At 60.0% G+C, this 14,557-nt stretch carries 6 protein-coding genes; all 6 read right to left on the bottom strand.

Annotated elements, in window-relative coordinates:
• Nucleotides 1–14: 14 nt before the first annotated feature.
• From AC3WLM_RS14255 to AC3WLM_RS14230, 6 genes are read right to left on the bottom strand one after another with little or no spacing between them, the layout of a single operon-like run.
• Entirely contained in the window at nucleotides 15–803 is a 789-nt protein-coding gene (locus AC3WLM_RS14255; protein WP_492477699.1) for an HNH endonuclease, read from the bottom strand.
• Nucleotides 800–1,600, bottom strand: coding sequence for a nuclear transport factor 2 family protein (locus AC3WLM_RS14250; RefSeq protein WP_492477698.1), 801 nt, complete (start codon nucleotides 1,598–1,600; stop codon nucleotides 800–802). Before AC3WLM_RS14250 ends, AC3WLM_RS14255 begins: the two co-directional genes overlap by 4 nt.
• Nucleotides 1,600–5,538, bottom strand: coding sequence for an Eco57I restriction-modification methylase domain-containing protein (locus AC3WLM_RS14245; RefSeq protein ID WP_492477697.1), 3,939 nt, complete (start codon nucleotides 5,536–5,538; stop codon nucleotides 1,600–1,602). The genes AC3WLM_RS14250 and AC3WLM_RS14245 overlap by 1 nt, the downstream gene beginning before the upstream one ends.
• A complete protein-coding gene (locus tag AC3WLM_RS14240) occupies nucleotides 5,538–8,327 on the bottom strand; it encodes a DEAD/DEAH box helicase (protein ID WP_492477696.1) in 2,790 nt (929 codons plus the stop codon). The genes AC3WLM_RS14245 and AC3WLM_RS14240 overlap by 1 nt, the downstream gene beginning before the upstream one ends.
• The gene (locus AC3WLM_RS14235; RefSeq protein ID WP_492477695.1) at nucleotides 8,327–13,480 is read right to left on the bottom strand and encodes a DEAD/DEAH box helicase; all 5,154 of its coding nucleotides are present in this window, start codon (nucleotides 13,478–13,480) and stop codon (nucleotides 8,327–8,329) included. Before AC3WLM_RS14235 ends, AC3WLM_RS14240 begins: the two co-directional genes overlap by 1 nt.
• Entirely contained in the window at nucleotides 13,477–14,304 is an 828-nt protein-coding gene (locus AC3WLM_RS14230) for a BrxR family helix-turn-helix transcriptional regulator (RefSeq protein ID WP_492477694.1), read from the bottom strand. The genes AC3WLM_RS14235 and AC3WLM_RS14230 overlap by 4 nt, the downstream gene beginning before the upstream one ends.
• Nucleotides 14,305–14,557 lie beyond the last annotated feature (253 nt).

Genomic DNA, 14,557 nt, shown 5'->3' with positions numbered 1-14,557 from the left:
CGATAGTTAAAAAATTACGCGTCGGCCGCGATCCAGATGTTTTCGCGGTGCCACTTCAACCGTTCACGGTGCTGATCTGAAAGAGGTAGCTGCGCCACAGCATCCAAGTCCATGGCGGTACGAGCATCATCGCCCAATCTTGGTGATGGAACTGGCCGCCCGAGATCGTCAAAGCTCACTAGCCCGGCGTCGAAAGCTGCGTCCCACAGTGCTGAAAGAAGCAGGCCGTTGTGAACGTTCAGTCGTTCCTCATCGCTCTCGCAAGCTGCCCACGGAATAATGTGGGAGGCACGTAGTAGTTCTGGTTCTCGCACGCCAGTCAACGGACAGGTCGCATTCCAATAATCCATCAACGCTGACCGAAAGCGGTTCTGGCCGATCCGCACCTTCTGTGCTCGTTCGGCTTCGGTATCGCCAAGATGCGCTGTTTCCTTGACGAAATCCTCGAACGGTAACGTCGGAAGGCTCATCGACAGTCGGTACACCGACCTAACTGCCTCGTAGAGGCTAGCCCTATCCGCGAATACAAAGGCTCCTGAATGGCCCTTTGCACACGGTTGTGCAGGCTCAGCATTTAGTTCCCGTGCAGCTCCGGGGTGAGCGACGGACAGGAAGAACGGGCCAGCCATGCCCGCGTCAGTGGCCGCCACTGCGATTTCTCCAGGCGCAGACGCCGACGAGAAAAAAAGCCATCCAGCAGCTTGCCCCTGAGGGATGCGATAGCCGTGCTCGTTGGCAGCATCGCGCAACTCAGACTCGAGCGCGAACGGGTAATCGGATCGCCTTGACTGGGTGCTGATCATGCCTGAGCTTCCCGTTCCAGCTTTTTCAGCCTCTCAAATACGTGGCTGCAATGTTCGGATGGCCCGTTGGCCCAACTGCGGCTTGCGGCCTTTCGGGCTTCTGCCAGGAATTCCGGTGTTCGCGTTTGCTCGTACCGGTCAGCCAGCAGGGCCGCTCGTTCGGTGAAAAGCACGCGCTCTTCACTGGGGGAGAGGCCCAATCCCGGTGATCGCAGGATCTCGCTGCGTGCCAGGGCTTCTGCACTGCGGCCAGAGTGCCGAAGTGCCGGCAAGAGGGTGATCAGAACGTCGGGCAGCACCGTGGCAGGATCAGCATCAACCCAGGCTGCGGCCAGTTTCGCAACCACGCGTTCAGCGCCATACTTTTCGGCCAGACGAAGCGCGTGCCTTCGCTCGTCGATCGGAGGAACCACGCCTTCCTGGGCGCTGCGGATTGCACTGAGGAGTGGGGCAATGTCCTGCTGTTCGATTGCGCCTGTAAATCCATATGCGGCAATAGACGCGCGCACTTTCTTTTCCGCTCGTTGGGCGGGCGTGATCGCGGCTTCCAGTGCGGAGCGCAAGGTAGGGGTGAGAAGCACGTAGCCAGAGGCAAGGCCGGCAACGCGTGTTGTGCCCGCGGGAGACTGCAAGGACAGACGGCCGGAGCCGCGATCGCATTGGGTAATCGTCGCAAGGTCATCAGGATCATCGCGGTAATAGCTGCAACCGATGAGGGCCTCGGCAACAGGCGCACCATTTGTCCCCCGGATGACGGAGGCCAGCTCTTCGCCCGGGATATCCTCCTCATCCCCCATTACTTGTAGCCCTCGGTCCGCGGCCGCATGCCGCCGGCGACCAGCGCGTCATAGGCGGCGAGGACGAGGCGTTGGGTGCGGTATTCGCCGTATTTGGCGATTTCGTTCTTCTGGAGGACGCGGAAGGTTTCGGACGGATAGTCTTCGCCCATCACGTCCTTGGGGTCGAGCACATAGCGCAGCTCATCACGGGTCAGGCCGTAGGCGAGCGCATACCAGGCATCGAGCTCGGCGCGCAGTTGCGCGCGGCGGTCTTCGTCCCACGCGAAGGGTGGGCCGTCATAGCCCAGATCGCGGGCGAAGTGAGCCATGGAGTGGCTGGTGTAGCTCAGCTCCAATACGCGCGGGACGATGAAACCATGGTCCGCTTCGGTGTAGGCGGTGGGTGGGAGGATGGGGAGTTGATAAAGTGTCTCGAGAGGAATGCTCGGCTGACTCAATTCGATCCTCATTAGCCAGTCGAAAATAAGCGAGTTAAGATTCGCCAGCATATAGGCGCTTCCTGCGCCTCGCGGTTGCTTTGCAATGAGCCAGCCGTATGTCGCAGACCATTCAGGAAGTGCTGTAGCGACAACGGTGCGCTCATCCGTGCTTCGTGCTACTCGCCGTATACCTACCCAATAACCAAGACGTTCAAACCCCTTGCGACTGACGCGGTCGGTATAATCCGTGATCCGCATAACAAGTTCGGTACTAATTTCTTCATCTGCATTGCGCTTCTGAGCATCATTCAGAGGAGTTAAGGCACCGGATGTGAATGAACTATAACGGTGATCGTACGAAAATCCGTGGCTGCCCTCCAGAACCTGAATATAGGTTTCGCCACTCTCCGTGATAAGCATTGCACCACTATCGACATCGGTTTTCGCGACAATGTCACTCCGCTTCTCGAATAGCGCTCCATCGGCAGTTTTATTGAACAGGCCTTGGCGGAACTCCACACCCCACGGATTGCCAGCCTTGCCCCTCTCGTCGTCGAATAGAACCGGCACGCGACTGTAGATCGAAGCGGTGAGCTCAGAATCATTGCGGGAGCGGAACACAGGAGTAGTTTTGGTATTGGGGTTGATTGCAGCGATCTGTTCGGGCGACAGAGTGAAGCGCCGCCGCGTATCTTCCAGCTGGGTCGGATCGGTCAGGAAAAAGGCAAACTCCGCCTCGGCCACGCCGCTGCCCAAGGTAAGCAGGGCAAATTTCATGCGGCTATCGACTGCCGGGAACAACTTTTCACGGTTCTCGAAATCGACCAGCCCGGCCAGCCGCTGGCTCGACACCAGATGGCCAAAGAAGGGCGCGGTGTTAGCGTCGGTCGCAATGCCGGTCGGCACGATCACGCCCGCGCCGCCCTTTATATTGGCAAGGTTGAGGAAGTGCTCCGCAAAAAGGCCATAGGTGTTGACCTTGCCGCGCGCCGTCAGATCAAACCGACCACCTGAACGAGCGAATTCGTTCATCGCATCGAAGGTGCGCTTGTCCGTCTGATACTGAGCAAAAATCTGCGGATACTCGGTTTCCAAGGCCGCGATCGCGCGCTTCCGCGTTGCGCCCTTCAGTGTGGCGATTTCCGGAACGCGGGAAGCAAAATACTCCTCCTCGCTCAGTTGCACGACTTCCCACGGCGGATTGCCCAGCACGACATCAAACCCGCCTTTGCCGATCATCACTTCCGGGAAGGCGAGCGGCCAGTGGAATGCACGGGCATTCCCCGCCGCATCAACTGACGCGGCTTCCAGCGGGCCGAAAATCTGCCCGCCGCCCAGCCTCTGCCGCAAGTGCGATGTGGTCGGCACGGTCACGCTGTTCGCATTGGCCGGTGCGCCGCCCTTTTTGGGCAGCAGGAAGGCGGCGATATAGAGATCGCAGGCAACCTTGGTAGCATAGCGCTTCGGGTCTGCCTCCCACGCGGCGAAGCGGCGGCGCTTTTCCGCAACCTGCGCCACGGTATCTTCCGGCAGATGACGCAGATCGTCCATCGTCGCAGCCAGCTTGGCCGGGGGCAGCCCGGTGCCGCCACCCGCCGTGAAATCAAACGCGGCCTGGCCCTTCTTTTCATCCTTGTTGCGCTTGGCGAAGTATTTCGCCGTGGCCTTGTCGTCCCCGGTCAGCGGCTTGTAGGCATCGTCGGGAATACCCTCTTCCAGCGCCTGCAGATCGAACACGCCCAGCAGGCTATCCCCGCACTGGATGTTGGCATCAAGGAAGCCCAGCGGCTTGCCCGGCTCCACCGATTCAATCCACAGCGCCACCTTGGCCAGTTCGATCGCCATCGGGTTGCGGTCCACGCCATGGATGCAGCCACGCACCACATCGCGCATCGCCGCGTTGTAGTCCGGCGCATCGGGGTTGCGCAGCTGCGCTACCCGCGTCGCCATGCGCCGCGCCGCGCCCAGCAGGAAGTGGCCCGATCCGCAGGCCGGATCGATTACGTTCAGCTCAAGAATGGCATCAGCGCCGCCCTCTGCTTCGGCCCGGTCCAGTACCGGATCGAGAGCGCTGTCGAGCAGGCACTGCACCAGACTGTCCGGCGTGTAATAGCTGCCTGATACCTTGCGGGCATTGCCGCGCGCTTCCGCGCCGCCCGCAAAGCCGAAGGTGCGCCCGCCATCCTCACGCACCGGCACGAGTTCCAGCAGCCCTTCATAAACGCTGCCCAGTTCCTCGGTCGCCATATCGCGCCAGTTGATCCGAACCCGGCGGCCATCTTCGATGAGCCAACCGAGCTTGAACGCGGCTGCAAGCATTGCCCGATTGGGGATTTGCGCGGCATCTAGATCAGGCGTGAGCGCCCGGTCGAACAGGCCGCCAAGCGCGGGCAAGCCCAGCAGCTTTTCCCCACGCTCCAGCGCGCGGAACACCACCTTCACGCCTTCCCAGGCATCATGGTGATGATCGTGCGCATTGCGGCGCGTCGACCGATCTCGCAGCCAGGCGAAGCCATAGTTGTTGCTGTAAAGATCGCGCACAGCTTTTGGGGTTGCGGGCGGGTGTAGCAGATCACGATCCTCGGCCACGCCCAGGAAGATCAGCCGGTAAACCACGCGCAGCATCTGCTCGAACAGATGCGGCATTGTCAGCTCATTGGTATCAAGCCGTTCCCGGATAGTGGGGTTGGCATCGAGGATGCCCTGGCCAAGTGCCATCAGAGCATCTTCGACGTTGACCCGCATCCGCTCGCGCGCAGAGGTGCCAGCCCGCATCCCAGCCTCGCGCCAACGTTCCAGCGCGCAGTCGCTGGCGCCCGCGCCTTCTGCACCGAAGCGGCTGGCGTGGATCAGCAGCCACAGGGCCGCAAAATCAGCGAACATCTCATCGCGGAAGATCGCACCGAGGTCTGCCTCGATCCATGCAGGTCGGGTCAGGCTGGCATTGTCACGCATCAGCCGCACCCGGTCGCCCGCAAAGACGAGGCCCCAATAGAAGTCCGGGTTGGCGTTCAACCAGTCCTGCAACAGCACGGTAGGCGATCGGCGAGCAATGCGGCCGCTTGAGCCATCGCCGAACTCCGGCAATGCCCGGGCGAATCCATCGCCAGCCTTGCCCTTTTCTGCGGGTGCTGGCGGCGCGACGACTACCGGCACGCGCCCGCCCTTAGCTTCCCATGCGATGGTGTAGCGCCGATCTTCGCGGGTATGATGGTGCGGTCCGGTGAGCTCGAAACCGAATGCTTGTTCCAGCAGGCTCCGCGCAAAATCAGCGGTCTGCTGCATGGTGGGCTGATCAAGCCGGGTATAGGCCTGCCAATGGGCCTGGCCGATACGGAAATAGCGCGTAATTTCATCACGCAGGCCGGTGCCCTTGGGACAACCATAGTCGGCCGCCATCTTCTGATCGGGCGCAGCAGAGGCAATCGCCTGCACTTGGGCGGGGGCGATCAGCCCACCTTCAATTGTGATCGCCGCAAAGCCGATGTCGGCAGCGCGCTTTATGGCACGGGACATCAGTTCACCTCCGGCAGCAGGACATAAAGGCCGATGATATCGGCCGGCAGGACGGGACTGACCTTGACGGTGGCACCGCCGCCAGCGGCCTCGGTCAGGCGGAGGTGATCGAACGAAAGTGCTTCACCGCGCTGATGAGCGAACGCCTCAAGAGCGGGCGTGTAGGAAGCCAAGCGGTCGCGGGCAGCGTCGATCTGCCGGATGCGTGCACTTTCATCGATATTGCTCGAAGCTTCGGCTTCAAGCAGGGCCAGCGCGTCTTCAGCGCTCAGCGAGACGTCCTGGCCAAGCCCTGAGAAGGCCAGCCCGGTGGCTTCTTCCGCTAGCAGGAGACGGTTCATACGGCCGCTGGTAACCAGCTTGTAGCGCAGGCGCAGCAAGAGAAGCGTGGTCATCTGACTAACCGCACGGGTCCGCCAGACACCAGCGCGACCGAGGGCGCGCCCTTCTGCAGCTTCTGGGTCCAGTGCGCCCTCAGCCAAAGTCTCGGCCAAGACGGCTACTACCGGGTGGACGCGGCCAACATGGGTTACACCGGGAGACGGGTCGTCTTCAAAGCTGACCCGCTTCGTGCCATGCAAACCTCGCTGCCCCAACCGCTCACGCATCATCTCGGGCAGGAAGTCGAGGTGAAGCAGCGAATGGCCGAGCAGAGGTTCTAATGGGGCTTGGAGGCGCTTTAGCGCCCGCTCCGTGAAGCGGGCCACTTCCTTGGGGCCACCATTGAGCGCCCGCATCTTGCGCCACTCGGGGAGAACTTCGTCAGGCTTCAATGATCCCTGGGCATAGCGAGCGCGGCTTGCCTTTGCCCCCTCAGCCGTATCGCGCCATTGCCGCTCGAACAGGTCGGCACCAGGGCCGAAGTCAAATGTCATCTGGCTTTTTGCGCTGCCGCCACGGTGCAGCAAGACCGCCTGCATCAGAGCTGAGGTCACGCTTTCCTGATCTTCCGGCATCGGAACGCTGACGCCCGTTGCCTTCTGGATTTCTTCGGCCTTTCGCAGGATGACGTTGAGCACAGCTCCGTCGATTGGGCTGTTTTCGCCATACATCATGAGCGAGCGGACAACGGGCGCCTGTTGTCCGAAACGGTCGACGCGGCCCTCGCGCTGTTGATGCCGGGTCGGGTTCCAGCTCAGGTCATAGTGGACGACCGTGTCGAATAGGCTCTGAAGGTTGATACCTTCCGACAAGCAGTCAGTCGCAACGAGGATCCGGTTTTCGAAGGGCTCAAGCGCATCGACCCGGCTGCGCCGTTCATCAGGCGGTAGAGTGCCCGTGACAACGGCAATAGCCGCCTTGGGGAAGATGGCTCGCAGGGTTTCTCCCAGCGCCTCAGCAGTGGCGATGAAGCGGCAGAAGATGACTGGCTTGGCGCCTTCCTTGAGAATGGGGCGCAGCTCCACCAGGAGTTTCTTGACTTTGGGGTCCTCATCCCGCCGGGAGTCGAGGGATTGGGCCAGTTCGATGAGGCTGTTAAGTGCTGCTGCCTCCTCACGGTCTTCAATGGCAGTGGCCGGCTCCACATCGCTCTCGTTGAGAACGCCATCTTCGGCATCGAACACGACCGGTTCGATTGCTTCTTCCTCAGCCATGCCACCAAGGCGATTTCGAAGAGCACTGACCGCTGCGGCAGGGGACGACCCCACACAGCGCATGAGTGCAAGCGTCCCCCAGAAGGCGAGACGGCGATGCCTCTGATCTGATCCTGCACGCTCAGTAACGTTCAGGCAGTAATCGAGGACTGCCTCCTGGAAGGTGGCAAAATCACCTGCGAGCGTGAATGGCGATTCCTTGGTCTCATGCCGGGCAAAGGCACGTTTCTCGTCCCAGCTATCCTGGATGTCTGGGCGACGGCGCTGGATGAAGTGCTGAGCCAACCGGCGGGCATAGCGCTCACGGGCATTGGCATCCCCTGATTCCGGACCTCCAGCCAGATCTGCATGGACCAGACCCAGCAGGCGATCATAAGCCACAACGTCGCCGCTGTGCGGGGTCGCAGTCAAAAGGAGCAGGTGACGGTCAGCGTCCGCAGACAGTGTTTGCAGAAGATCGAAGCGCTGATGTTTTCCGCGCTCATTGCCAACGCAGGCATGCGCTTCATCAACGATGACGAAGTGCGGGCACGCCCGGGCAAACTCATCACGCCTGCTGTCCGCCTTGATATAGTCGAGGCTGACGACGGTGTACGGGTAAGCCTCAAACAGACTTTGCGAGGTAGGCAAGCCCCGCTCGAGTCCGCGAGCCCGTGCCGCCGTGACGGCCACAGCATCAATATCAAACTTCTCGGCAAGTTCGCTGACCCACTGATCAACGAGATGCGGCGGGCACAGGACGGTGAACCTGTCTGTAAGGCCGCGATCCAGCCACTCGCGAAGGATCATGCCTGCTTCGATGGTTTTGCCGATACCAACATCGTCAGCAATCAACAGCCGTGCAACGGATTGCTTAAGCGCCATCATCAGTGGGACAAGCTGATAGGCACGGGGTTCGACGCCCAAGTGCGCAGCGCTTCGGAATGGTCCAGCGCCGCGACGAAGCGAGAGGCGAAGGGCATCGGCCAACAAACGGCCCCCGTCTTGCGTGTCGAGACGGTCGGCCGTGGGGGCCGCGAAGCTGGCAGCGCTGACAGGTGTCGACTCAAGGGCGGGCGCAATCAGCTGCGCGTCATCGTCGGTTCCCGACAGTGGCCGAATATTCAGGAGTTCTTCGGAGGGCGATGGCAGAACAATCCATTCACGCCCACGGGCGCGGACCATGTCGCCAGGAGAAAATACAATGGCGTTCATCATGATACTCCGAGCGCTGAAAGCAGTTCGACCGGCGCTTGATCGCCGGGATTGCTGGGAAGACTGATCACGTCGAGGATCCCGAGAGCGGCGGCATCGTTGACGAGTTCAGGTGAGGCCCCGCCGGGTACAGCGAGCACCCCCTTGGCTGGCCAGAACAAGGGCAGTTGCTTTCCAGCTATGCTGAGTCCTGACGGGGTAGGAAGCCCCCACTGCCGAACGGCTTCACACCAAGGGTCGCCTGCACTGGCGGTTTCGGCCTTGCTTTCGTGCGCGGACGTCAGCTCGCAGAGTAGACTGATCACGTTGTCGTTTCGGCGGTCGATCAATTCATGGTCAGGCTGATTGAAATAGGACAAGATGCAGCGATAGCAGCCCGCGACGCAGGCATCTTCAGTCTCAACCATGTCACCCGGCTCGAATGGCTCCTTGTAGTGCATGAGCTTGAGGCTCTCGCGCGCTACTTCGGCAACCTTGGCGGGATCGGCAACCAGTCGGTTGAGAACGCCCGCGCCACCTTCAGTTGCTTCATAAAGCAGGATGGTGTGTCGAATGTCCCGGGTCGGCAGAGGCTCGCCAAGGATTTCTCCCTCTTCCAGTTCGAAGACTAGCTGGATGCCGCGGATAAACGCATGCTGGAAGGTCGCCATCTCCTCGGTGCTCAATGAGACCTTGGGCTGCAGCAGGAGGGCATTTTTATGGTCTTCGACCATCGGCACGATGCGCTGCGGCTTGGCCTGGGTAGGATCACCCATGCCATCGTCATCATCGCCGTTTTCTGGATCTTTGAGCCATCTCCCTGAGTTAGGGTCTATGAAGAAGCCGCAGATGGATTTCGACTTTCGCCGCCTGAGCCCCTTGTTGATCCGGGAGAGCTTGGTGGCTGCACCATAGTCGAGCCTGAGCAGCTCCGTGTCGTCGGCGCATAGGGTCGTTGATCGAATGTCGGGCGAGCCGTTGTGGACGGGCCACTGGAACACGGTCTGGATCTCAAACCCGCGCCGCTGACGATCCTCGTCATTCGCAGTGATCCGCTCTGAGGGCGCAGTTTCGACATTGTCGATACGGAAAACTGTGTCGAGGCGCTCGGCACCGCCCAAAGGCGCGGCACAGGCGTGGCAACGTTCTTGGAGTTCATCGGTGTGAGCAGCCCCACATTCAGGGCAAAGAATCAGGGTCGTGGTGGATAGCTGGCCATTATCCAACCGACCTTCCGCGGGTAGCTTGGCCTTGGTCACCCGGAAAGCGCGGCCCTCATGATAGATCATGCTGTTGGGGCCGAATTCAGCGATCGCAAGGAAGCGCGGGCGCTGCAGGACAGCGCTCTTTGACGCCGGGATAAAGGCGTAGAGCGGCAAGCGCGGGAAGTTGTATCCCGGAAGGAAGCCCTCTGTGGCGAGATAGCGATAGGTGTAAAAATCTGAGCTGTTCGAGGCTTTGCCACATTCGAGAATCTCGAGCTCGCGGGATGCATTGCGGTACCGAGAAGCTGCCGCTGTTCGCTCGCCGGCTTTGAGGCCTATCTTGTTCTGAATCGAATGCGCCTGTTCCTGTTCGTGCCGAGCGCTGTTGTGCAGATTCCGCCAGCGATCGAATGCCTGGCTGAATGCTGAGAATGCATCCCTGTCAGTCTGTTCAACAAAGGCTTCCACGTCCTCAAGCCAAGGGGCATCGCGCAATTCCACGGCGGGCAGCATGGCGTTGATCAACTGACGCATGATGGGCTTCGCCGCACCAGACGCTGCCAATTGCTTCAATCCCTCTGCAATCTCGGCTGCAATCGGCATGTTATCGCCGCCCATGTCGAGATTTTCAGGGATGGAAGAATTGAGCGGTACTGATGCAGCCGCAAGCCACTCAGCGTGCAAATGGCTCTTCAAAAGGTCCTGGTTGGCCAAGTCCAAAGCCGGTGGACGAACCGCACCAGCAACCAGTGCGGGCTGGTCGGCAAAGTAGTACTGATCGTGCGGGGATTGCGCCGCACAGTAGATAACCACCAGAGCGGCCTGACCGCTTCGGCCTGCGCGACCTGAACGCTGTGCATAGTTGGCCGGAGTTGGCGGGACGTTGCGAAGATAGACTGCATTGAGGGCGCTGATGTCCACGCCCAATTCCATGGTCGGAGAGCAGAAAAGTGCGGGAAGAAAGCCATCCGGTTCGTTCTGCTCGCGCATCTGATCAAGGTTAGCCTTGATACGTTCCTGGTCTGCCTGCTCAAAGCGGAAACGGTCCTCGCGCCAGGCGCGAACGTCCTGATCGACCTGTGCGGTGTGTTCGCGGGCCTCGAAGCTGTAGGGAAGATCGCCCTCGTGGCCGAGCATGTCGGCGACCTGCTCGTACAGCTCTCGGAAAAACAGGTTCTGGCGTTTCTTGTCGCGCCGTTCTTCGGCAGGTAGCAAGCGAATTGCCGTCGGCGCCATGCGCCATGCCGGGGCTTCGTACCCGACGTTGACCCTGCGGACGAACTGATGCGCTTCTGCTGCCTTGAGCAGGGTTTCGATCAGCTCATCATATTCCTTGGCCGGAACTTGCTGGTTGTCCCAGAGCGAGGCTTGTCGCAGGGCTTTCCCGAGCTTGCTCTGTCGGCCTGCCCTCAGGATCAGTACCGCTTCCGACGCCCGGATCGTATTGTTCCGAGGCGGGTTGATCATCAGGAAGCCGCACTCGCGCAGCGTGTTTTCTTCCTCACGATCGATCGCCCAAGGCAGCCGGAGCCGATTGCGCGACACTTCGGCAGCCTGACGAACTTTGCCGCGGTCTAGCGCGTCAGTGGCGACTGCCAGCCCTTGGCGCATGTGATCGAATAGAATCTCGTAAAGCTTGCGTCGCTGATCAGGAGAGGCCTGGGCAAGCCTCTCGTTGCCCACGAACTCCTCGTCATCCTGCACGAGGTCATCCAGCCCCGGGAACTGGGCTGCTATGAGGCCCACCTCTTCAAGGTTCGGGTTCGTATAACGCCACCCACGCCGCAGGTCTGCCCACAGGCGGTGAGCCAGAATGTCTGAGAGGGTTTCCTGGGCTTCCTGCCTATTCTGGTAACCTTTGGCATTGGGATCGAGCATCCATTCGCCCAGCCGTCCCTTCTCATCGAGGTCGAAGCCCAGCGCCTGCCGCACTGCCTCACCAAACTTGTCCGGCTTCAGTCCCTGAGGACCTGCAGCTCTGACGGCACGCAGGATCGCGCCACGCAGAAGCGTGACGAAAATGAAGTCGTTGAAGTGACCGGCCTGCAAAGCCGCGTCCTGACGGTTGTCCGTGAATCCCAGCAGCTTTCGGGTATGTGGATCGAGGGAACCATCCTTTTCCATCCAGGCAAGGATCGTCGAAACAATTAGTGTGGTCGCTGAACTGCGACCTTCAGCCGACAGGCCGGCCAGTTTGTTGATCTCGCGAGCCCCGGAAGCAGGTTGATGACCGCATTCAGGGCAGAAGCGATACTTGCCCGCAAAAAACCACGCCGCAACCCCGTCGTCTCCGAAACTGCCATCAGGGCGCACCATCACCAGGCGCCCTTCATGCTTGCCTCGATGTGACGCCTTTAGGCGCTCTTGGCCGTTCGCTGCGACTTCAAGCCATTCATCCGGATAGTCATTGACGTCCCCTGAGAACCGGAAGGCCTGATTGACTGCAGGCACCAGGTAGCCGGTCTCGGTGCCGTCGGGTTCTGCTTCATCGCGGGCTGGTTCATCGATTGGCCGGGCGATAACCCGATGCGCTCCATCAGCGAAGGTGACCGAGACGCTGTGATGTTCTTGCCCGCACTCGCGGCAGAAGAAAAGTGGGTATAGGCGGGCGCTCTCATCCTCGGGATGATACTTCTGCCCTTCCAGGCTGACCCTGCGTTTGCCTGCGGGCTCCAGCGTCGAATAGGCTTGGCCAGCACCTGAAATGAAGCGGTGCAGCTTGAAGGCAAGAAACGCCCGCGATGAGGTGCCACCGCGCTGATCTTCCCTCTTGCCCATCATCGCCAACATATCGGCGATGGCCCGCGCGCAATCGGTCTGGGGCAGCCCTGTCTGCTCTGCCAGTTTCGCCGCTGCATCAGGAAGCGTCATCGGCTTGCGTCGACGGAGCTTCTCGCCGTCCTCAAGGCCGATCTGCGTCTCAATCCAGCAGGCAAGCGGATGAACGTGTAACTCCTCATCTGACAAAGCTGGAGCCAGCGGTTGCAAGACCGCTTGGCGCAACGGCTCACCAAGTGTTTCTGCCTTGATCGCATGAGAGGTCGCCCGGTCGAGCGCCTCATCTATGATGCTGCCAGACGAAATTGGCTGCCCAAACAGCTTAGTCGCGACCTCTGCCACCGCTGCGGCGCGTTCCTGCTCATCTGGCGAGCTGGACATGGTTGCCGACGTGCCGATGCAGATCAGGTCCTTGGACGGCGTTAAGCGCTGCTTGACCCGCCGCACTAGCATGGCGACATCCGCACCTTGTCGCCCTCGGTAGGTGTGCAATTCGTCGAGGACCAGAAAGTCCAAGCCCTGAGCGTTCTCGATCACGGCACGATCGAGTTTCTCCTGCCGGGTCATCAGGAGTTCGAGCATCATGAAGTTCGTCAGCAAGATATCCGGCTTGTCCCGGGAGATCTGCTGACGCTCAATTTCGGACTCTTGCCCTGTGTAGCGGGCTACGGTCGGGCGCAGATGCGGGGGCAGCCCCGCATCGTCGACGAACTTCTTGATTTCCCCCAGCTGCGAGTTCGCCAGCGCGTTCATCGGATAAATGATGATCGCCCTGGTGCGAGGCGCTTCACCCGCCTTCTTGGCCCTGATGATGGCGTCCACAATCGGCACAAAGAAGCAGAGTGACTTGCCCGAACCGGTGCCTGTCGTAACCACGAAACTCTCGCGATTTCTCGCTTTGGCTACGGCGCGTTCTTGGTGTCGGTGAAGGCGGATCGGATTTCGCTCAGGGCCGACGGCAAAGACGGATGCAATTTCCGGCGCGACATCGCCTGATGCGACAAGCTCATCGATCGATTGCCCAGGCAGGAAGCGCGGGTTGATGGTTATGAGGGGGGGCGGCCAGAATTTGCCCTGCTCGTAAATGTCGCGAATCTGGTGATCGATCTCCGGAGCACGGATCGAAGAGAATGAGCGGGCAAAAGAGGCGTAACGGTCAACAAGGGCCTTATCGAGGTCGAAAATGTTCATGCCGATGCCCCCGGAACGTCATTGGTATTGAGTAGAATGATCTGTTGATCTTGCGGCTTACGCGCAGCAGGATCCGTATCAAGCCCGAGCCTCTTTAATGCGTAGTAAAGCAAGGCTCGGCGGACAGGGATAACAACCCGACCATTTTGCATCCCGTAGTCGAGTTCAATCACTCGCTTCTGATTTTGGCTGAGAGCTGGATGCGGGCCGATCTCAAGCTGAACGATTTCGTCCCAATCAGCATCAGCCGCCGTTTGCATTTGAGTGGACCGTGACTGACGGGTCTCGATAATCCGCGAAATGACGAAGTCACGGTATTCCCCGCTCTTCTCGCAAAACGAGCGAGCGTGCCACCTGAAACCATCGAACGCCAAGGCGTGCGGAGCTATCCAGCGCCACTCGGGGTCTGGTGAAGACATTGATTGGTAACGAACCTCAACTGCTTCACGTCGCCGGATTGCAATCACTATCGATCGCAGCACGGTGGGATCGATGCCGCGTGCAGGCGCCGGGGTTGCGTCGAAAGTAGGAAGGTTCCCGATCCATGCATCTTCAGGAGCGACAATCCCTTCAGCAACAGAACGTACCTGAGCGAGATATTGGATGGCGTCAGGTTTCAGGAAGTGGGGGCTGAAAGCTGGGGAACGGACATAAGTCTTCCCGCTCTTGTCGTAGACCATGTTGTCAGGCGCGAGCGCGATGTAGCGGTTGAGGTCGCCCGATGCCTGGTTCAGCGAGACACCGAACGTGTCCATTAGATCGCCTCTATTGACGTGACCTTCCCAGAAGAGGCGGAACTCGATGAACTGGAGCTTTTGCTCCACGCTCCATCGTAAACTTGGTTTGCCTTCCCCCATGGCCGCCCTCGAATCAGATTCCAAACCCATCCAGTTAGTGGGCCTATTGAGGTGTAAGCGAGCATGTGTCGTTCGGGCAAGGAAAAGAGTCGCCGGTCGTGCCTGCGAACGATGTTTAACCGGTCTCAAATGGGAATCGAACTCACAGTCGTAATATAATAATCAGTAGGTTACACCCCAGAGAAGGTCGGAATCCGGCTCCGTTCCCACCGCCACTTGA

It is taken from the genome of Novosphingobium sp. FW305-C-30-35, from assembly GCF_058783135.1.
Note: the sequence above shows the minus strand (reverse complement) of the source record. Positions and strands in the feature narration are given on the sequence as shown.